The sequence below is a fragment of the Hyphomicrobium zavarzinii ATCC 27496 genome, assembly GCF_000383415.1.
Lineage (GTDB): Bacteria > Pseudomonadota > Alphaproteobacteria > Rhizobiales > Hyphomicrobiaceae > Hyphomicrobium_C > Hyphomicrobium_C zavarzinii.
In genome coordinates this window covers 493,319-511,441 of sequence record NZ_KB911258.1, presented here as the reverse complement: position 1 = coordinate 511,441, position 18,123 = coordinate 493,319, and the positions used below count along the sequence as shown (strand labels likewise).

19 protein-coding genes are annotated in these 18,123 nt (G+C 64.4%); 16 read left to right on the top strand and 3 right to left on the bottom strand.

Going from position 1 to position 18,123, the window contains the following annotated elements:
* The first annotated feature begins 2 nt into the window (after positions 1 to 2).
* From F812_RS0113590 to F812_RS0113570, 5 genes are all read left to right on the top strand, one after another.
* On the top strand, positions 3 to 911 hold the full coding sequence (locus F812_RS0113590) for an ABC transporter ATP-binding protein (RefSeq protein ID WP_020086536.1): 909 nt from the start codon (positions 3 to 5) through the stop codon (positions 909 to 911).
* Positions 908 to 1,630 (top strand): ABC transporter ATP-binding protein, encoded by a 723-nt coding sequence (locus F812_RS0113585; RefSeq protein ID WP_020086535.1) that lies wholly within the window; start codon positions 908 to 910, stop codon positions 1,628 to 1,630. The genes F812_RS0113590 and F812_RS0113585 overlap by 4 nt, the downstream gene beginning before the upstream one ends.
* Entirely contained in the window at positions 1,630 to 1,998 is a 369-nt protein-coding gene (locus F812_RS0113580) for a DUF6867 family protein (protein WP_020086534.1), read from the top strand. Before F812_RS0113585 ends, F812_RS0113580 begins: the two co-directional genes overlap by 1 nt.
* 248 nt (positions 1,999 to 2,246) lie before the next feature.
* Positions 2,247 to 3,362 carry a branched-chain amino acid ABC transporter substrate-binding protein gene (locus F812_RS0113575; RefSeq protein ID WP_020086533.1) on the top strand — a complete coding sequence of 372 codons (1,116 nt, stop codon included), beginning with the start codon at positions 2,247 to 2,249 and terminating at the stop codon, positions 3,360 to 3,362.
* A 49-nt stretch (positions 3,363 to 3,411) separates the two neighbouring features.
* The gene (locus tag F812_RS0113570; RefSeq protein WP_198011196.1) at positions 3,412 to 4,491 is read left to right on the top strand and encodes a branched-chain amino acid ABC transporter substrate-binding protein; all 1,080 of its coding nucleotides are present in this window, start codon (positions 3,412 to 3,414) and stop codon (positions 4,489 to 4,491) included.
* A gap of 58 nt (positions 4,492 to 4,549) precedes the next feature.
* Here F812_RS0113570 and F812_RS26590 read toward each other — a convergent pair whose 3' ends face one another.
* The gene (locus F812_RS26590; protein ID WP_156827411.1) at positions 4,550 to 4,747 is read right to left on the bottom strand and encodes a hypothetical protein; all 198 of its coding nucleotides are present in this window, start codon (positions 4,745 to 4,747) and stop codon (positions 4,550 to 4,552) included.
* Between the two features lie 617 nt (positions 4,748 to 5,364).
* Between F812_RS26590 and purB the strand changes: the two genes are divergently transcribed.
* The 4 genes from purB to F812_RS0113545 all read left to right on the top strand — a co-directional run bounded on the left by purB (position 5,365) and on the right by F812_RS0113545 (position 9,662).
* Complete coding sequence (gene purB / locus F812_RS0113560; protein ID WP_020086530.1) at positions 5,365 to 6,672, top strand: adenylosuccinate lyase; 1,308 nt, start codon at positions 5,365 to 5,367, stop codon at positions 6,670 to 6,672.
* Positions 6,673 to 6,790: 118 nt separating this feature from the next.
* Positions 6,791 to 7,765: a DMT family transporter gene (locus F812_RS23895; protein WP_020086529.1), complete on the top strand. Its 975-nt coding sequence runs from the start codon at positions 6,791 to 6,793 to the stop codon at positions 7,763 to 7,765.
* Positions 7,766 to 7,907: 142 nt separating this feature from the next.
* Positions 7,908 to 8,963: a preprotein translocase subunit SecY gene (locus F812_RS0113550; protein ID WP_020086528.1), complete on the top strand. Its 1,056-nt coding sequence runs from the start codon at positions 7,908 to 7,910 to the stop codon at positions 8,961 to 8,963.
* Positions 8,964 to 9,080: 117 nt separating this feature from the next.
* Positions 9,081 to 9,662 carry an RBBP9/YdeN family alpha/beta hydrolase gene (locus tag F812_RS0113545; protein ID WP_020086527.1) on the top strand — a complete coding sequence of 194 codons (582 nt, stop codon included), beginning with the start codon at positions 9,081 to 9,083 and terminating at the stop codon, positions 9,660 to 9,662.
* Positions 9,663 to 9,747: 85 nt separating this feature from the next.
* Here the strand turns inward: F812_RS0113545 and F812_RS0113540 are convergent, their stop codons facing one another.
* Entirely contained in the window at positions 9,748 to 10,074 is a 327-nt protein-coding gene (locus tag F812_RS0113540; RefSeq protein WP_020086526.1) for a DUF1476 domain-containing protein, read from the bottom strand.
* Between the two features lie 362 nt (positions 10,075 to 10,436).
* Here F812_RS0113540 and purC point away from each other — a divergent pair, with 362 nt between their 5' ends.
* From purC to purQ, 4 genes are all read left to right on the top strand, one after another.
* Positions 10,437 to 11,225 (top strand): phosphoribosylaminoimidazolesuccinocarboxamide synthase, encoded by a 789-nt coding sequence (gene purC / locus F812_RS0113535; RefSeq protein WP_026868114.1) that lies wholly within the window; start codon positions 10,437 to 10,439, stop codon positions 11,223 to 11,225.
* Between the two features lie 91 nt (positions 11,226 to 11,316).
* The gene (gene purS / locus F812_RS0113530) at positions 11,317 to 11,559 is read left to right on the top strand and encodes a phosphoribosylformylglycinamidine synthase subunit PurS (RefSeq protein WP_020086524.1); all 243 of its coding nucleotides are present in this window, start codon (positions 11,317 to 11,319) and stop codon (positions 11,557 to 11,559) included.
* A gap of 1 nt (position 11,560) precedes the next feature.
* Positions 11,561 to 12,013 (top strand): hypothetical protein, encoded by a 453-nt coding sequence (locus F812_RS0113525; RefSeq protein WP_020086523.1) that lies wholly within the window; start codon positions 11,561 to 11,563, stop codon positions 12,011 to 12,013.
* Positions 12,014 to 12,044: 31 nt separating this feature from the next.
* On the top strand, positions 12,045 to 12,749 hold the full coding sequence (gene purQ / locus F812_RS0113520; protein ID WP_020086522.1) for a phosphoribosylformylglycinamidine synthase subunit PurQ: 705 nt from the start codon (positions 12,045 to 12,047) through the stop codon (positions 12,747 to 12,749).
* 401 nt (positions 12,750 to 13,150) lie between these two features.
* Here the strand turns inward: purQ and F812_RS0113515 are convergent, their stop codons facing one another.
* On the bottom strand, positions 13,151 to 13,546 hold the full coding sequence (locus F812_RS0113515) for a hypothetical protein (protein ID WP_020086521.1): 396 nt from the start codon (positions 13,544 to 13,546) through the stop codon (positions 13,151 to 13,153).
* Positions 13,547 to 13,941: 395 nt separating this feature from the next.
* Between F812_RS0113515 and purL the strand changes: the two genes are divergently transcribed.
* The 3 genes from purL (at position 13,942) to F812_RS26585 (ending at position 18,044) form a co-directional block, all read left to right on the top strand.
* Positions 13,942 to 16,182 (top strand): phosphoribosylformylglycinamidine synthase subunit PurL, encoded by a 2,241-nt coding sequence (purL, locus tag F812_RS0113510; RefSeq protein WP_020086520.1) that lies wholly within the window; start codon positions 13,942 to 13,944, stop codon positions 16,180 to 16,182.
* 809 nt (positions 16,183 to 16,991) lie between these two features.
* Entirely contained in the window at positions 16,992 to 17,468 is a 477-nt protein-coding gene (locus tag F812_RS0113500; protein WP_020086518.1) for a GNAT family N-acetyltransferase, read from the top strand.
* A 390-nt stretch (positions 17,469 to 17,858) separates the two neighbouring features.
* Positions 17,859 to 18,044: a hypothetical protein gene (locus F812_RS26585; protein WP_156827410.1), complete on the top strand. Its 186-nt coding sequence runs from the start codon at positions 17,859 to 17,861 to the stop codon at positions 18,042 to 18,044.
* Positions 18,045 to 18,123 lie beyond the last annotated feature (79 nt).

Sequence of the window (18,123 nt, the reverse complement as noted above, 5' to 3'; positions counted from 1 at the left end):
TGATGCGCTGGCTTGCCCAACCCTTGCTCACGGTCGACCATCTGTCGATGAGGTTCGGCGGACTGGTGGCCGTGAACGATCTCTCCTTCACGGTGGGGCGCGGCGACATCACGGCCCTGATCGGTCCGAACGGCGCGGGCAAGACCACCGTCTTCAACTGCATCACGGGCTTCTACAAACCGACGAGCGGGCGCCTCGCTCTGGCCCACGGCGGCACCGTCGCGCCCAAAGCCGTGGATGCGCTGACGCGCTCGGACCAGCGGCGGACGCATGGGGCAACGCCCGAGCTGTTCCTGCTGGAGCGGATGCCCGACCACGCGATCGCATCGGAAGCGCGGGTAGCACGCACGTTCCAGAACATCCGCCTGTTCGCGGGCATGACGGTGCTCGAGAACCTCATCGTCGCCCAACACAAGACGCTGATGAAGGCCTCGGGCTTCAGCCTCGGCGGGTTGCTCGGTCTCTCCAAATATCGCGCGGCGGAGCGCAAGGCGTTCGAGCTTGCCAAAGCGTGGCTCGAGGTGGTCGGCCTCATCGACCGCGCGGACGATCCGGCGGGCGACCTGCCCTATGGCGCGCAACGCCGCCTCGAGATCGCGCGGGCCATGTGCACCAATCCGGTGCTTCTCTGCCTCGACGAGCCGGCTGCGGGCCTCAACAACAAGGAGAGCGCGGAGCTGACACGCCTTCTGCGCGGCATCCGCGAGCAGACCGGCGTCTCGATCCTTCTGATCGAGCACGACATGTCGGTCGTCATGGACATCTCCGATCATGTCGTCGTGATCGAGTACGGCGTGAAGATCGCCGACGACACGGCGGCCAGCGTGAAGAACGACCCCAAGGTGATCGCGGCCTATCTCGGCGTGGACGACGACGAGGTGGCACTCTCGACAGGAGGCGGACCCCCATGAGCACGCCTCTCCTTTCTATCGAAGGCGTGTCCGCCTTCTACGGGAACATCCAGGCGCTCAAGGGCGTGTCGCTCGAGGTCAACCGCGGCGAAATCGTGACCTTGATCGGCGCCAACGGCGCAGGCAAATCCACGCTGATGATGACCGTGTTCGGCAACCCGCGGGCGCGCGAGGGGCGCATCCTGTTCGAGGACAAGCCGATCACCGATCTTTCGACGCACGCCATCGCGCGTCTTCGCATCGCTCAATCACCGGAGGGGCGGCGCATCTTCCAGCGCATGACGGTGCTCGAGAACCTGCAGATGGGGGCTGCCGTGGATGGCAGCGTCAATTTCGACGAGGATCTCGACCGCGTCACGCGCCTGTTTCCACGCCTCAAAGAGCGGCTCTCGCAGCGCGGAGGCACGCTGTCGGGCGGCGAGCAGCAGATGCTCGCCATCGCGCGCGCGCTGATGAGCCGGCCGAAACTCCTGATGCTTGACGAACCGTCGCTCGGTCTCGCGCCGCTCATCGTGAAGCAGATCTTCGCGACGCTCGCGGAGCTCAACGCGCAGGGCATGACGATCTTCCTCGTGGAGCAGAATGCCTTCCACGCCCTCAAGCTCGCGCATCGGGCCTACGTGATGGTCAACGGCGTGATCACCATGAGTGGACCGAGCCGCGACCTGCTTGCGCGCCCCGAGATCCGCCAAGCCTACCTCGAAGGCGGGAGGCATTGATGGAGACCGTGCTCACCGACATCGGCTACGCGCTGCCTCCGAGCAACGGCGTGCTCGCGTTCGTCCTTCTGACACTGCTGGTCGGCGGCGGGGCCGCGTGGAGAACCGGACAGGCCGTTGCGCAGGTGTGGGGCGCGATGTGGCCGGTGGCCGCCTACACCGCGCTCCTCGCAGCGGCCGTGCGCTTCCTGCACTACGCGCTTTTCGGGGGCACCCTGCTCTCGCTGCCAAGCTATCTCGTCGACTATTCGATCCTGCTCGTGGTCGCGCTCATCGCCCACCGGATGCGGCGGACGCGGCACATGACCGAGCAGTACCGATGGATGTTCGAACGCTCGGGCCCGTTCACCTGGCGGGATCGTACCTGAGGTATGCCGATCGGACGTGACTTCGCCGCCATTTCGAGTGAAAAACGTGGGCGGACGGTCCCGGGGGGCGGCGTCGTCGCGCGCGTTTCGCGGCTTCGGCCCGCGCGCTGCGTCTCTTTGAACGGGATCACCCTCAGGTCTTCGGAGAGACCGATGATTACGCTTCGGGGCGAAAAGTCCGGAACGATCATGGTCAGGTTGCTCATTCGTGCTCCGGTCGCCGGCGCACCTTTTGGAGGATGTCGCATATGCGCCTCGTGAAGCTCGCGGGAGCCCTTCTCGCCACCCTGGCACTCGCTTCCTGCGGGGCAGAGCAGAAGCTCAAGATCGGCGTCGCGGGGCCGTTCACCGGCAAGGACGCCGTGTTCGGCGCGCAGCTTCGCAACGGGGCCGAGCAGGCCGTCCAGGACATCAATGCGGCCGGCGGCCTCAACGGACAGCAGGTGGAGCTGGTGTTCGGCGACGACGCCGCGGACCCCAAGCAAGGCCGCTCTGTCGCCAACACCTTTGTCGGCGAAGGGGTGAGCTTCGTCGTCGGTCACTTCAATTCGGGCGTCTCGGAGCCCGCCTCCGACGTCTACGCCGAGAATGGCCTCCTGATGATCACGCCCGGCTCGACGAACCCCAAGATCACGGAGCGCGGCCTCGCCACCGTGTTCCGCACCTGCGGGCGCGACGACCAGCAGGGCAAGGTGGCGGGCGAGTACATCGCCCAGCACTTCAAGGACAAGAAGATCGCGATCACCCACGACAAGACCACCTACGGCAAGGGGCTCGCGGACGAGACGAAGAAGGTGATGAATGCGCTTGGCGTGACCGAGGTCCTCTACGAAGGCATCAACGCTGGCGAGCGCGACTTCAGCGCGCTGGTTTCGAAGATCAAGGCGTCGGGCGCCGACGTCGTCTACTGGGGCGGCGTGCACACGGAAGGCGGCAGCATCCTGCGCCAGATGCGCAGCGCGGGCGTCAACGCGGTCATGATGGGCGGCGACGGCATCGCGACCGACGAGTTCGCGGCGCTCGGCGGCCCGGGCACCGAAGGCACGCTGATGACGTTCGGCCCGGATCCGCAGAAGCGCCCGGAAGCGCAGGCCGTTATCGAGAAGTTCGCGGCGCGCAAGTTCAAGCCGGAGGCCTACACGCTCTACAGCTACGCAGCCGTTCAGGTGATCGCGGAAGCCGCGAAGGCCATCAACTCGGTGGATCCCGTGAAGGTCGCCGCAGAACTGCACACCGGCAAGACGTATAAAACCGTGATCGGCGACCTCTCCTTCGATGCGAAGGGCGACGTCACCCGTATCGACTACGTCATGTACACCTGGAAAGCTCAGCCTGACGGAACGATCACCTACGTCCAGAACTGACCGCGCGGGCGCCAGCCTAGGGCGCGCAGGGCTTTTGCTCGGCGCGGCCGTGTGGCTTGCCGCCGTGTTTCCGGTCGCGGCCTCGGCCGAGATCCGCATCGGACTCGCGGTGCCGCTCAGCGGCCGCATGGCCGGGACGGGGCTTGCCATGAAAGCCGCGCTCGAAGCGGCGGTGGCAGAGGCCAACGCGGCGGGCGGCGTGCTCGGCGAGCGCGTGGCGCTGCTGGTCGAGGATGACGGCTGCGCGGGCGCGAGCGCCGCGGGCGCCGCGAGCGTTCTCATTGCGCAAAAGCCTGCGCTTGTGATCGGCCATCCGTGCTCGGGCGCGGCAACGGCGGTGGCGGCGCTTTACGGACAGGCGGGCGTTCTCCTGATCACGGTCGGCGCGCGCCACCCCGATGTGACGCGCACGCACGGCCCGGTGCCGGTGCTGCGTCTCGCGGGGCGCGACGACCGGCAGGGCCAGGCTGCCGCAGCGTGGCTTCTGGCACATGCACCGGCGCGGCGCGTCGGGATCATCCACGACCGGACGGGATATGCGCGTGGGATCGCGGACGGGGCCATGGCCGCGCTCAAGGCGTCCGGCGTGGAGCCGGTCGCCAATCTTCCGATCGTCGCGAGCAAGCGGGATTACGAGGAGACGGTCCGGCAGCTTCGCGACAGCGGCGCCGAGTCGGTGCTGTTCGCGGGCTACCCCGACGAGGCGGCCATTGTCGTCGCCGCAATCGGACGGCTGGGTCTCGCGATTCCCCTGATCGGCTCCGATGCGCTGGCCACGGAGGGTTTTGCGCGGATTGCAGAACGGGCGCCGGGCCGAGTCGAGGTTCTGTTGCCGAGAGAGCCTGCCCCGCGTGCGGGGACCAACTCGGCGTCGCGCGGCGCACGTACAAACGGTGGGGATACCGACACGGCGGCGGGGGCACGAGCCCGGGGTGCTTTCGAAGCGTGGACCGTAATTGCCGGCAAGACCGGCTCGACGGAGGGGGCGACGCTGGCCCCGGCGCTCAGGGGCGCACGGATCGATACGCCGTCGCTCGGCGAAATCGTCTTCGATGCGAACGGAGACCTGGATGCGGCCGCCTTTGCAGCCGCATCAGCACGATCCGGTCAGTGGATCGGAGAAAACTGAAGTATTGGCAGCCGCCGATACTGACGGGCGGCTGGCTTTCCGCGTGATCGAGAGGCGATCAGCGCCCCTGCGATTCCAGCCTGCATTCCGCTGCGAGGCGGCGTTCCATCAGCGCAAGCGCTTCGGGAACCTGCTGTCCGTGTGCACGGCAAGAGCGAATTCGCTCAAGAACGAGAGCATAAGATCGGCGCGGATCGTCGATTTCATCGAGTCGAAGATTGAGTTCCGCAATCTCCGCCTGCATTTGTTCAGTCATCACTTACCCCTGGCTTCGTCGCGTCATCGTCGGGATTTCGTGGGTTTTTTAATTGTAGGCGCACGGCGAACGGCGTCTTTGACCTCTCTCAAATCCCTGCATTTCGTCCAACTCGATGACAGCGCTACAAGACTATCGAGAGTTGGAAGACTTTGCTCTGACAATTCGGCAACAGTTTCATCATCACGTCTACTTGCGTCCTCGGCGTCGGAGCCTGATCAACCATCGAATTATGGCTCGATCTGGGCTTGCGGCGCTCACGAATTGTTGCGTTGCAAAAATGTTACTTAGGCAGCGCACCACGGAGCAATTTATTGATGGAATTTATTTTTCCATTCTTTCCGATGCGTAAATGAAAAGAAATTGTCGCATTGCACATATTTCAACCGTGAACGGGCTGGCTGCGAGAATGGCGGATAATCAAGGCTATTCCGGCTCGCCGGGTTGTGGCGGCCACGACATAATGTCGCAATCGAGTATCCACATGCGCGGCCCTGCAGCCCCCAGTGCGCGCCGCGGCGTAATTGAAGCTTTGAGCGCCCTCTGGTACGGCGTGTAGCCATCTCAGGCTCGAAGCCTGCCCTTCCGCCGCCTGGCGCCCGACCAAAGAGATTTCGATGATTCCCCGCTACTCACGCCCCGAGATGGCGTCCATCTGGACGCCCGAGACACGCTTCCGGATCTGGTTCGAGATCGAGGCGCACGCGGCCCAAGCGATGGCGGAGATCGGCGTCATTCCCAAGGAGGCCGCACAGGTCATTTGGGACAAGGGGTCGAAGGCGACCTTCGATACCGCGCGCATCGACGAGATCGAGGCGGTGACCAAGCATGACGTCATCGCGTTTCTCACCCATCTCGCGGAGCACGTGGGGCCGGAAGCGCGCTTCGTGCACCAGGGCATGACGTCGTCGGACGTGCTCGACACCTGCCTCAACGTGCAGCTCGTGCGCGCGGCGGACATCCTGATCGCGGATGTCGACCGTCTGCTCGCCGCCCTCAAGGTGCGCGCTTACGAGCACAAGTCGACCGTCACCATCGGCCGCAGCCATGGCATCCACGCGGAGCCGACGACGTTCGGCGTCAAGCTGGCGTTCGCCTATGCTGAGTTCGCGCGCTGTCGCGAGCGGCTGGTTGCCGCGCGCCGTGAGGTCGCCACCTGCGCGATCTCGGGCGCCGTCGGCACCTTCGCCAACATCGATCCGTTCGTGGAAACCTATGTAGCGGAGAAGCTGGGGCTCGTTCCCGAGCCGGTCTCGACGCAGGTGATCCCGCGCGACCGGCACGCCATGTATTTCGCGACGCTCGGCGTCGTCGCGTCGTCGATCGAGCGGCTGGCGACGGAGATCCGTCACCTCCAGCGCACCGAGGTTCTGGAAGCCGAGGAGTTCTTCTCGGCGGGCCAGAAGGGCTCGTCGGCCATGCCGCACAAGCGCAACCCCGTTCTCTCGGAGAACCTGACGGGGCTCGCGCGCATGGTGCGCGCCTACGCTCTCCCCGCCATGGAAAACGTGGCGCTCTGGCACGAGCGCGACATCTCGCATTCCTCGGTCGAGCGCATGATCGGTCCGGACGCGACGGTGACGCTCGATTTCGCGCTCGCTCGCCTCGCGGGCGTCATCGAAAAGCTCGTCGTCTATCCCGAGAACATGCAGAAAAACCTCGACAAGCTCGGCGGTCTTCACAATTCCCAGCGCGTGCTGCTCGCTCTCACGCAGGCGGGCGCCTCGCGCGAGGAAGCCTATGCGCTGGTGCAGCGCAACGCCATGAAGACGTGGGAGAAGGGCCTCGACTTCCTGACCGAGCTCAAGGCGGACAAGGACGTGACGGCGAAGCTCGCCGCCAAGGACCTCGATGCGATGTTCGACCTCGGCTATCACCTGAAGCAGGTCGATACCATCTTCAAACGGGTGTTCGGAGAGCCCTAGATCGTTCTGCGATCCGGCGGTGCCGGACCCGAGCGCTCCAGGTTTTTGATTGGTCGCATTCTCTTACGGCGAGCGGGTTTAGCCTCGTCGGAAAATGCTCTAGCCGGCTGCACCTCCCATGGGATCGTCCGTCAGTCGCGCCTTCGGCTACACGTGCGCCGCACTCGGCGCCGCGTTCTTCTCGACCAAGGCGATCTTCATCAAGCTCGCCTTCCAGGAGCAGGTCGACGCGTCGCTGATGCTCGCCTATCGCATGATCTTCGCTACCCCGGTGTTCGTGGCGATCGGCTTGTGGGCCTATGCGAAGCGCCGCGCGAAAGGTGATCCGCCGCCCGACCGCGCCAGCGTCGCCTGGGCCGTGCTGGTCGGCTTCCTCGGCTACTACATGGCCTCTGCCTTCGATTTCGCCGGGCTCCAGTACATCACCGCCGCGCTCGAGCGGCTGGTGCTGTTCACCTACCCTCTGTTCGTGATGCTCATCGGAGCGGCGTTCTATGGCCAGCCCCTCACACGCTTCGGTATTGCCGCCGCTGTCGTCACCTACATCGGGCTAGCCATCGTGTTCGCGGTAGATCTGCCCGCAGGCGGCCGCAACACGGCGATCGGCACCGCGCTCGTGCTCGGCGCGGCCATCTCGTTCGCCTGGCATCAGATCCTCGCCAAGCGCTGTATCGCGCCGCTTGGCAGCGCGCTGTTCACGAGCATCGCGCTCACGGCAGCGGGCGTCTTCTGCGTGCTTCACCACGTGGTCTTCGGCAGCGGGAGCTTTGCGGCGTCGCCACGCTTCCTGTGGCTTTCGTTCGGCTGCGCCATGGTGGCGACGGTGCTGCCTTCGTTCCTCGTCAACGCCGGGCTCGCGCGCGTCTCGCCCCAGGTCGTCTCCATGATCGCAACCGTGTCGCCGATCGTGACCATCGGGCTCGCCATCCAGATCCTCGGCGAGCCGTTCACACTCGCGGACGCCATCGGCTCGAGCCTCGTGCTCCTGGGCGTGGGGCTGTTCACGTGGGGGGACAGCCGCAGGAAACCCGCCCCGGCGCCGCAGCCTGCGGCCCAACCCGCGCCAGCCGCAGCGCAAGCGTCCGAGCCTTAACGCCGGGTCGTGGCTTACTGGCGCTCAACATGCATGTGCCGCGCGGAACATGCTTCGATGCCGAGCGCGATTAAATCTTGGATCGCTCTCATCAGCTCCGGCGTTCGCCAGCCCCATTCGGGTCTCACCAAAGCAACGATCAATGACGCTCACCATCACGCTTGCAGAAGGTTCCCTGTCGCGCCGCATCGCGGTCACGCTCGCCGCGCTTGCCGCGTATCGTCTGGGTGCCTGCATCCCGCTGCCGGGCCTCAACGTTCCCGCTTCGCTCCTCGAAGCCGGTGGTTCGGCGCCTCCGGTCGAGCGGATCTCTCTGATGGCGCTCGGCGTCATTCCTCTGCTGTCCGCGGTCATGCTGGCCGAAGTTGCGATGATGGCCTGGCCAAAACTCAGAGGATGGTCGCGTGTCCCCGCTAACGGCGCGCGCCTCTGGAGCTGGCTCATACTGTGCGCGCTCCTCATCGCCGCCTTTCAAGCGAACGGGATCGCCGTGGCGCTGGAGCAGATCACGTCAGGGCTCGTCGCAGAGCCCTGTCTCGCGTTCCGCGCCGGGGTGGTAGCCTCTCTCGTCGCGGCCACGGCCTTCTTGATCTGGCTAGCTTCCGTCATCACGCGCCATGGCATCGGGTTCGGCATGTGGATCCTGGTGGCCGCTCCTCACGCGCTGAGTTTCATGAAGATGCTGATGGCGCAAGCGCAGATGACCGGAGTGGCGGGCTCGCCCGCGGTGCTGCTTTCTGCAGGCTACATCGCGCTCACGATCTCCGTGCTGGCCGCGCTTACACTCTGCCGTCCTCAGCTTGCCGACACGGAGGAGGCGGCCTGGGCGCCTCTGCTCGGCTTCACGGTGGCGCACTGGGCGCTCATGGGTGCGCTTCTGATCCCGTGGCTTCTCTTTTCCGTGCCGCCCGACCTGCCGTCCAGCGACCTGGGCATCACGCTCCTGATGCTCGCCTCTCTCGCCTTCGTCGTGCTACTCAGGCGGCGCAGCCTCGCGCGTCCGGGCGAGCCGTTCGCGCCAGCCTCCGCCGTTCCGCTCGTACTCGCGCTCGGCGGCCTCTTTCTGATCGGGGTTGTGGTCCCGGAGATGGCAGCGCTGCGGCTGTTCCCAAGCCCGTCGACGGCGCTTATTCTGGCGGCCGTGGGGCTGATGATCGTCGAGGGCCTTGCGACACAGCGGACGGCGCCGGCTCCATAACGGGACTCGTAATTTCCGCCGTGCGTCCCCATCTGATGGCGCAGCATGGAGGGCGCGCTCCATGCAAACCCTCATCACAATCCCCTTAAACCGGCGCTTTCTCTCGGAGCGAAAACCATGCGCACGTCCGAAGTCGACATCCTGATCGTTCCCGGCTGGTCCAGCTCGGGACCCGACCACTGGCAGTCACGATGGGAGCGTACGCTCAAGACCGCGCGGCGCGTGGAGCAGGACAACTGGGTGACGCCCGACCGCGAGGCCTGGGTGGGCCGGATCATCGAGAGCACCGTGCAGAGCACGCGGCCTGTCGTGCTTGTCGCGCACAGCCTCGGCGTGGCTGCCGTCGCGCATCTTGCCGGGCGCATTCCGAAGGGGTTCCTGTCGGGTGCGTTCCTGGTGGCACCGGCCGACGTGGATACCGCGTCTGACTGGCCCGAGAGCGACGGCTTCCGGCTCGACGCAGCCGCGAGCGGGTTTGCGCCGCTGCCGCTCGATCCGCTGCCGTTCCCATCGGTGATGGTGGCGTCGTCGAACGATCCCTACTGCAGGATCGATCGGGCAACCGTGCTCGCGAATGCGTGGGGCTCGACGCTGGTGGAAGCGGGCGACCTCGGCCACATCAACGGCGAGTCCGGACACGGGCCGTGGCCGGAGGGCGTGCTGCGCTTCGGCTCGTTCCTCTCCTCCCTCTCGGAGTGAGGACGCGCGAGGCACACGAAAAAGGGCGGCGCTTCCCAACCGGGAGCGCCGCCCTTCCTCTTCAATCCGGGAGTGAGCTTGCGAGCTACTTGCTGGCAGACTCGATGTCCTTGACGGCCTTGGCGAGGAACTCGCCGAGTTGCTTGCGGATCTCCGCCTCGTCGATGGCGATACCCTTGTCGGCGAAGTCCTGCTTCACCTTGCGCAGCACATCCTCGTCGCCCTTCTCGGCGAGATCAGCCTTGCGCACCGCCTTCACGTACTCCTCGAGTGCGGGACCGGTGATGCCGAGCTTCTCTGCGGCCCACTCGGCCAGCATCTTGTTGCGCCTGCTCTCGGCCTTGAAGCGCAAGTCCTGGTCGTGGGCAAACTTCTTTTCGAACGCCTTCTCACGCTCATCGAACGTCGTCATGACCGTCTCCAACAGGTGCTGTTCCGAACCGGATAGTTCCGGGTTTGTTCTGGGTGAAAAATGTGTTGTATGGGCCGAACGGTTACCCTCTCACCCGGGAGCCGTAACCTGACGTGGCAGACAAATCAACGGCTTGTCCGCCGCATGGCCGCAAGGGCCTTCCGACCCCTCGTTTAGATTGTTTCTGCCCCCTGCTTCAGCTAGTGTCCAGAACATGATTTTTGTGCGTTCGGCCGCCCCCCAACCAAGACGAGAACTCCAAAAATCTCGCTGAAAGATCAAGGGGTCGGCTCCGCGGGACAGGCCGTCCTTCCTCAGAGACAAGATTGAACATGAGCGTGATCGTCAAGGGACCAGGATCGATGAACAAGCGGCGTCGTATCTACGAGGGAAAAGCTAAGGTTCTCTACGAAGGACCGGAGCCCGGCACTCTCATTCAGCACTTCAAGGACGACGCGACGGCTTTCAACGCGAAGAAGCATGCGCTCATCGAAGGCAAGGGCGTGCTCAACAATCGCATCTCCGAGTACATCTTCCAGCGGCTCGGCGAGATCGGCGTGCCGACGCACTTCCTCAAGCGTCTCAACATGCGCGAGCAGCTCATCCGCGAGGTCGAGATCATTCCGCTCGAGGTGGTGGTGCGCAACGTGGCCGCCGGCTCGCTCTCGACGCGTCTCGGGCTCGAGGAAGGCATGCAGCTGCCGCGCTCGATCATCGAGTTCTACTACAAGGCCGACAACCTGAACGACCCGATGGTCTCGGAAGAGCACATCACCGCGTTCGGCTGGGCGACGCCGCAGGAGATCGACGAGATCATGCAGCTCGCGCTGCGGGTGAACGACTTCCTCGTCGGCCTGTTCCTCGGCATCGGCATCCGCCTCGTCGACTTCAAGGTCGAGTTCGGCCGCCTGTGGGACAACGAGCAGATGCGCATCGTGCTGGCGGACGAGATCAGCCCCGATTGCTGCCGCCTGTGGGACATCACCTCCGGCGACAAGCTCGACAAGGATCGCTTCCGCCGCGACCTCGGTGGCGTGCTCGAAGCGTATCAGGAAGTTGCGCGCCGTCTCGGCGTGTTGACCGAGAACCGCCCGCCCAAGGGCGTGGGGCCGGTTCTGGTCGCCTCGAATCCGGCAGGAAAGCCGAACTGATCGATGAGGCAACAGGCAGCATGGCAGCAGGCAGCGATCCGCTTCATATCCTGCTGTCAGTTGCCTGCTGACCGCTGCCTATAGGACCTCAATGAAAGCCCGCATCAAAATCACCCTCAAATCCGGCGTGCTCGATCCGCAGGGCAAGGCCATCCAGCAGGCGCTCGGCGCGCTCGGCTTCGAGGGCGTCAACGACGTCCGTCAGGGCAAGTACATCGAAGTCGATGTCGCCGGCATGAGCGAGGAGAAGGCGCGCGCCGAGGTCGACCGCATGTGCCGCGACCTGCTCGCCAACACCGTCATCGAGAACTACAGCTACGAGCTCGCGCCCTGACATGCTGCGTGTCCGCAAGGCTTTTTGGCTCGGCGGCCTCGTTTTTCTTCATGTGAGCGGCGCGGCCGCGCAGGATACCCGCCCTCCGACGCTCGACTGCACCCTCGGCTTCGAGGGACTGCGCGCCATGGCCTACGCGCTACCCGGCGCCCAGCACGGGCAAGAGGGCGGCTTCGAGGCGGTGACGCTTTCGGCGCCCGATACGTGGAGCGTGCACATCGCCTTCTCCGCACCCGGACATCCCGCACATCCCGCCGCGACCTTGCGCACCTTCCGCAAGCAGGTTACGGGGGTCTGGACTGCGGACAGCAAAGGGTGCGGCTACGGCGACAGCAGCGCGTTCAGCGCTCTCATGGCAGACATGAAAGCTGGCGACACGCAGCTGACCAACGCGTCCCGGGCGGACGCCGAGCGCAGAAAACAGGAGCAATCGCCTCTCGGGCCGGCGCCCTGAGGTCACGCGAACAAGAGGTTTGGAGCCAACTATGCTGCGCGCTTCCGTCATCGTCTTTCCGGGCTCGAACTGCGACCGCGACGTCAAGACCGCGCTCGAGCGCATCACCGGGTTTCCGGTGAAGATGGTCTGGCACGGCGATGCGTCTGTGCCCGCTTCCGACCTGATCGTGCTGCCGGGCGGCTTTTCCTACGGCGACTACCTGCGCTGCGGGGCGATGGCGGCGCATTCTCCGATCATGCGCGACGTGATCGCGAAGGCGAAAGCCGGCACGCCCGTGCTCGGCATCTGCAACGGCTTTCAAATTCTGTGCGAGTCGGGGCTTCTGCCCGGCGTGCTGATGCGCAACGCCTCGTTGCGCTTCATCTGCCGCGACGTCTACCTCAAGGTGGAAACCGACAAGACGTTCTTCACCAACACCTATCGGGCGGGCGAGGTCATTCGCGTGCCGATCGCGCACGCCGAGGGCAACTATTTCGCAGACGCCGAGACGCTGGATCGCCTGGAGGGCGAGGGACAGGTCGTGTTTCGCTATTGCGACAAAGACGGCTCCGTCTCGGCGGAGACCAGCCCGAACGGCGCGCAACGCAACATCGCGGGAATCGCGGACCCCACGGGGCGCATTCTCGGAATGATGCCGCATCCGGAGCGCCTCTACGAAGACCCGCTCGGCGGCACCGACGGACGGCGAATTTTCGAGAGCGCGCTCGTCAGCGCGGTGGCGGCCATGGCGTAGGGCAGCGCTGGAACACACTGAGGTTCGGAAAAGCGAAAGGGGCAGATCTTGCGATCTGCCCCTTCTTTATCCTCCGGCTTTGCCGGAGTGAGTATCGGTACCCGGCATCTCACCGGGCGGGCCGAACTCAGCGCCGCTTGGAACCCCGGCCCGAGACGGTCTCGGCGGACAGGGTCTGAAGAAGCGCGAGCAACACGGCTTTCATTGGAAAGTCTCTCTTGGTTAGTGCTTGCGTTGGTATCCTTATAGCCTGCTTCGCTGCCCAAAAGAACTGCGGCACTTGCTCGCCAGCAATGCATTTGGCGCCGCGGCCGTATGTCGCCTCTTGATATAATTACATAAAAAGCGGGCAGACCCTGGGGGCCTGCCCGCTATTCAAGCACTCAACTTAGAAATACTTCTTACGACTTGTAGGGCGCACGATCGAATACGCGCGCAGTCATACGGGCTGCTCCCGGACCGCAGAAGAATTCTGCAGACTGACCGGCGCTGGCATCCACCTGGACGCCCTTGCCGGGGTTTACGGGAACAACGAAGCGGGTGCCCGGGCTATCCAGCCCCGTCTCACCGCCGGAAACGTCGGCCACGACGACAGTCAGGTGGCAGGCGTTGTCCTTTGTCTCGAAGTAGCCAATGGCGTGTTTGCCGCCGATATCCAGGCTCAAACCGTGCCCGGGGCTCATGATCTCGTGCGAACTGCCCAGGTCGACCTTCGGCGTCGATCCGGCATACACCGCACCAGCCGCCAGAACACCCATCACACCCACTGCAGCGAGACGCTTCATCGTCTTCGACATGGCTGTGCTCCTCTCTTATCTTCAGGTTGCTCATCGATCGCCGCGGCGGGACACTCAACGCAGTCCAGCAATCCGGCTTGGGCATTTTCTAACACTATGACTTGGCAGACAAAATCCACAATGCTGCATAGCAGTATGCAGTTTTGTGCAGCGCGGGAATGCCGCATCACTCCGATGTCGCACCACCTCTCGCCGCCATAAAGGAGTCGCGGAGGAGAGGCTCCCCGCCCCTCCCCTTGGGCTGATGCGGTGTCGCGGGGATGGGAGAAGCGTCCTCACGCGAGCGACAAGTGCCGCACCACTCGCTATAAGCTCGGCTTTAGCGATCAAACTCCGCTTGAATCTCTTTAAAGCAGAGCTGAAACACTCCGCCGAGACCTAAGGCCATATTCTTGATGCAGGACACCGTGACCGACACGCAGACCGCCAAAATCACGCCCGAGATCGTCGCTGCGCATGGGCTAAAGCCGGACGAATACCAGCGTCTGCTCAAGATCCTCGGCCGCGAGCCGCGCCTCACGGAGCTCGGCATCTTCTCTGTGATGTGGAGCGAGCACTGCTCCTACAAATCCTCGCGCGTGTGGTTGAAGACACTCCCCACCAGCGGCGCCAAGGTCATCCAGGGGCCCGGCGAGAACGCGGGCGTGGTGGACCTGGGAGACGGGGACGCCGCCATCTTCAAGATGGAGAGCCACAACCACCCCTCCTACATCGAGCCCTACCAGGGCGCCGCCACGGGCGTGGGCGGCATCATGCGCGACGTTTTCACGATGGGCGCGCGGCCGATCGCAAACCTCAACGCGCTGCGCTTCGGCGATCCCTCTCATCCCAAGACGCGCCACCTGGTGTCGGGCGTTGTCTCCGGCATCGGCGGCTACGGCAACTGCGTGGGGGTGCCGACGATCGGCGGCGAGGTGAACTTCGACGCCGGCTACAACGGCAACATCCTGGTCAACGCGATGTGCGTGGGCCTCGCCAAGACTGACAAGATCTTCTACTCGGCCGCCAAGGGCGTCGGGCTCCCGGTGGTCTACGTCGGCTCCAAGACCGGCCGCGACGGCATCCACGGCGCGACGATGGCTTCTGCCGAGTTCGACGACAAGAGCGAGGAGAAGCGCCCCACGGTGCAGGTGGGCGATCCCTTCACCGAGAAGCTCCTGATCGAGGCGTGCCTCGAAATGATGGCCTCGGACGCCATCATCGCCATCCAGGACATGGGTGCTGCGGGCCTCACCTCCTCCACCTCGGAGATGGCGGACAAAGGCGGCGTGGGCATCACGCTCGATCTCGACCACGTGCCCCAGCGCGAGGAAGGCATGACGGCCTACGAGATGATGCTCTCGGAGAGCCAGGAGCGCATGCTCATGATCCTGAAGCCGGGGCGCGAGCCCGAGGCGGAGGCGATCTTCAAGAAGTGGGGCCTCGATTTCGCGGTCATCGGCATCACCACCGACACGGGCCGCATGATCGTGATGCACAAGGGCGAGGTAGAGGCCGACCTGCCGGTTCCGGTGCTCGCCAACTCTGCCCCGATGTACGAGCGTCCGTGGTTCGCGCACGTTCCGCCGCAGCCGGTGCTGCCGCAGTGGGTGAAGGCGCCCAACGGCAACCTCGATGCCTTGAAGACGATGTTTGCCTCGCCCGCGCTCTGCTCGCGCCGCTGGGTGTGGGAGCAGTACGATCACATGGTGATGGGCGATACCATCGGCCGGCCAGGCGGCGACGCGGGCGTCGTGCGCATTCACGGCACCAAGAAGGGCCTCGCGGTGACGTGCGATGTCACGCCCCGCTACGTGGCCGCCGACCCGGAGATGGGCACCAAGCAGGCGGTTGTCGAGACGTGGCGCAACCTCACTGCCGTCGGCGCGGATCCGATCGCGATCACCGACAACATGAACTTCGGCAATCCCGAGCGGCCCGAGATCATGGGGCAGTTCGTGGGCTCCGTGCGCGGCATGGCGGAAGCCTGCCGCGTGCTCGACTATCCGGTCGTCTCCGGCAACGTGTCGCTCTACAACGAGACCAACGGCGTCGGCATTCCGCCGACCCCCGCGATCGGCGGGGTGGGCCTCATCCCCGACGTCGCGCACATGGCCGACATCCGCCTCAAGCGCGAGGGCGATCTGCTCGTCGTGCTCGGCCGCGAGCAGGGCTGGCTCGGCCAGTCGCTCTATCAGCAGATCATCTGCGAGAAGCTCGAAGGCGCGCCGCCGCCGGTGGATCTCGCCGACGAGATCAAGGCCGGACGCCTCGTGCGCGCACTGATCCGCGAAGGAAAGGTTTCGGCCGTGCACGACATCTCGGACGGCGGCCTCCTGGTTGCGATCGCGGAGATGGCGCTTGCCTCCGGCGAGAAGGGCAGCGGGCTCGGCGTGGAGCTGTTCGCCTACGAGGGCAAGCTTCCCGTGCATGCCATCTGGTTCGGCGAGGACCAGGGCCGCTACGTCGTGTCGGTCGACCCGGCGCGCGCGGAGGAAGTCATCGAGCGGGCGCGCCTGCTGGCGCTCCCTGCGCGCATCGTCGGGCGCACGGGCGGCAACGCCATCGTGCTCAAGGGCGAGCCCGAGCTGCCGCTTCCCGAGCTTGCCGAGATCAACGAGAGCTGGCTGCCGAAGTACATGGCGGGCGAGCTGTAAGGGCGGCTGTCAGGCCGGGCGCCTGCGCGTCCGGTCTCGAACGACAGAGAAGTGATTGAAGGTCGGGCTCTCTAGCGTCGTGGGGCGCAGCCCGACCGCTCTCCGAGGCAAGACTGTGCACACTCGCGAGCACGTGAGCCCGGGCTCGCGCCAGGATGGCGTGTGCAGATCCCTCTCAAGGGACGAAGCGTCCCTTGAGCAGACCGAAGCCCGTCCGACGTTGCGCTATCTATTCGCGCCAGGCGTCGAGGTCTTCTCTACAGGCACAACCAAGCGCCCAAGCAGGTCTTGGGTTCCGACACTTTGCAAGCCATCTGCGAGGCGCGGCACGTCGTTGTCGCCGCTCCGTCTTCGCACTTGAGGTGGACCGGACCCCTGCCCTCGCGGCCCTGCCCATAGATTATGTTCTTAAGGCCGTTCTTAGCGAAGAGCTCCGCGATCGCATGGGTCGGAGCTTCTCCAACCGTTCCGACTTTGACGCAGTCGGCTTGAGCCGCCGCTGAAAGCGCGAAGATGATCCCCGTAGCCGCCAAGCCGAGTTTCAACGAACGCATGATCCCTCCGAAGAATGATCGATCCCTGCTTGAGAACTAGTTGAGCGCACGGCGCCCGACAATAGACTCAGCCTGTTGAGAACTGCGTTTACCCGCGAGCGTCCGAAAAGCGTGCCGCAATTGCCACGCATCCGGCGCTCGGCACGCCGCAGGGAAGACACCTCTCTGGGCTTGAGCATTTCCGCCCGGGTGCAGTCGCGGGCGCTGGCGCTCAGGGCGAGACCTGGAATTGCGTGACTGTGGTAGTCTTTCGAAATGACTCCACCCATTGATTTCATCATTCTGCGCCCGGCAGATGTTCCCCTGATGCGAGAAATGCTCGGGACATTCGCAAGGGCTTTCGAGGACCCCGAGACCTATCTCGGCAATCAAGCAACTGACGCTTACCTCAGCGACCTTCTTGGAAAGGCTCACTTCATCGCCATCTGCGCCAAGACCGGCCCGGCTGTCGCCGGAGGCTTGGTCGCGTATCAACTCGACAAATTCGAGCAAGACCGGCGCGAGATCTACATCTACGACCTCGCTGTCGATGCTGAGTTCCGGCGTCGAGGCATCGCCACTGCAATGATAAATCTCCTGCAGGACGAGGCTCTTCGCAGGGATGCCTATGTGATTTTCGTGCAAGCCGATCTGGTGGATGCTCCCGCCATCGCGCTTTACGAGAAGCTCGGCATCAAGGAGACCGCGCATCATTTCGATATTGCGCCCGCCAGGAAAACGGCACCCGCGTGATGTGCTGTTTGACGGTGTCGTTTTCGGCCAGAAGCTGACGTTGCTCTTTGTCACGACGATCATTAGCCTGTGATGCTCTGGAACTAGCGGGGAGATAATGGTCAATCAGATTTGGTGGGCCTCCAGTGGCTACGTGTATGGCAAAGACGAGGCTACAGCCGCCTTTGCTAACGCCGTGGCGACGACAACTGCTCAGATGAATTCACAGGGATATGAGCTAGTCCAGGTCACTACGGCCCTCAAGGAGGAGTGGGCTAACCCTCCAAATGGGGTTCGCTACTACATTTCTGCCGTGCTTGTGGGAAAGCGGGTTGTGGGTTGACGCCAAACACACAGAGGTCTGCTTCGGGTCAAAAGCTGACATTCCACAGAGGGCGTGGAGATTGGACCATGACCGCGCTTGAGGCGGTCAGTGCCACCGATCCGCGCATCGCGCGCCGGATCGACGTCCGTGCATTCGCTTTTTTGAATTGTCAGGAACGCGCGCGCCCGATATTGGCAGGGTGCGCGGCGGCACTGTTCGTCTCGCGAAACCTGGAGACTGGATGTCTGAGATTGTGTGATCAGGCTCTCTGAACCTCAGAGAGCCTCGTGAAATTCATCGCCGCCGCGTGCACGCGCACGCGGGGTGTTTTTTCGCGCCATCACACGAGAC

Coding starts and splice junctions, on each gene's coding strand:
- F812_RS26585 (WP_156827410.1), top strand. CDS start 17,859: ATGACCGCGCTTGAGGCGGTCAGTGCCACCGATCCGCGCATCGCGCGC.
- purL (WP_020086520.1), top strand. CDS start 13,942: ATGCAGGACACCGTGACCGACACGCAGACCGCCAAAATCACGCCCGAG.
- purS (WP_020086524.1), top strand. CDS start 11,317: ATGAAAGCCCGCATCAAAATCACCCTCAAATCCGGCGTGCTCGATCCG.
- F812_RS0113525 (WP_020086523.1), top strand. CDS start 11,561: ATGCTGCGTGTCCGCAAGGCTTTTTGGCTCGGCGGCCTCGTTTTTCTT.
- purB (WP_020086530.1), top strand. CDS start 5,365: ATGATTCCCCGCTACTCACGCCCCGAGATGGCGTCCATCTGGACGCCC.
- F812_RS0113540 (WP_020086526.1), bottom strand. CDS start 10,074: ATGACGACGTTCGATGAGCGTGAGAAGGCGTTCGAAAAGAAGTTTGCC.
- F812_RS23895 (WP_020086529.1), top strand. CDS start 6,791: ATGGGATCGTCCGTCAGTCGCGCCTTCGGCTACACGTGCGCCGCACTC.
- F812_RS0113500 (WP_020086518.1), top strand. CDS start 16,992: ATGACTCCACCCATTGATTTCATCATTCTGCGCCCGGCAGATGTTCCC.
- F812_RS26590 (WP_156827411.1), bottom strand. CDS start 4,747: ATGACTGAACAAATGCAGGCGGAGATTGCGGAACTCAATCTTCGACTC.
- F812_RS0113580 (WP_020086534.1), top strand. CDS start 1,630: ATGGAGACCGTGCTCACCGACATCGGCTACGCGCTGCCTCCGAGCAAC.
- F812_RS0113545 (WP_020086527.1), top strand. CDS start 9,081: ATGCGCACGTCCGAAGTCGACATCCTGATCGTTCCCGGCTGGTCCAGC.
- purQ (WP_020086522.1), top strand. CDS start 12,045: ATGCTGCGCGCTTCCGTCATCGTCTTTCCGGGCTCGAACTGCGACCGC.
- F812_RS0113575 (WP_020086533.1), top strand. CDS start 2,247: ATGCGCCTCGTGAAGCTCGCGGGAGCCCTTCTCGCCACCCTGGCACTC.
- F812_RS0113590 (WP_020086536.1), top strand. CDS start 3: ATGCGCTGGCTTGCCCAACCCTTGCTCACGGTCGACCATCTGTCGATG.
- F812_RS0113515 (WP_020086521.1), bottom strand. CDS start 13,546: ATGTCGAAGACGATGAAGCGTCTCGCTGCAGTGGGTGTGATGGGTGTT.
- F812_RS0113585 (WP_020086535.1), top strand. CDS start 908: ATGAGCACGCCTCTCCTTTCTATCGAAGGCGTGTCCGCCTTCTACGGG.
- purC (WP_026868114.1), top strand. CDS start 10,437: ATGAACAAGCGGCGTCGTATCTACGAGGGAAAAGCTAAGGTTCTCTAC.
- F812_RS0113550 (WP_020086528.1), top strand. CDS start 7,908: ATGACGCTCACCATCACGCTTGCAGAAGGTTCCCTGTCGCGCCGCATC.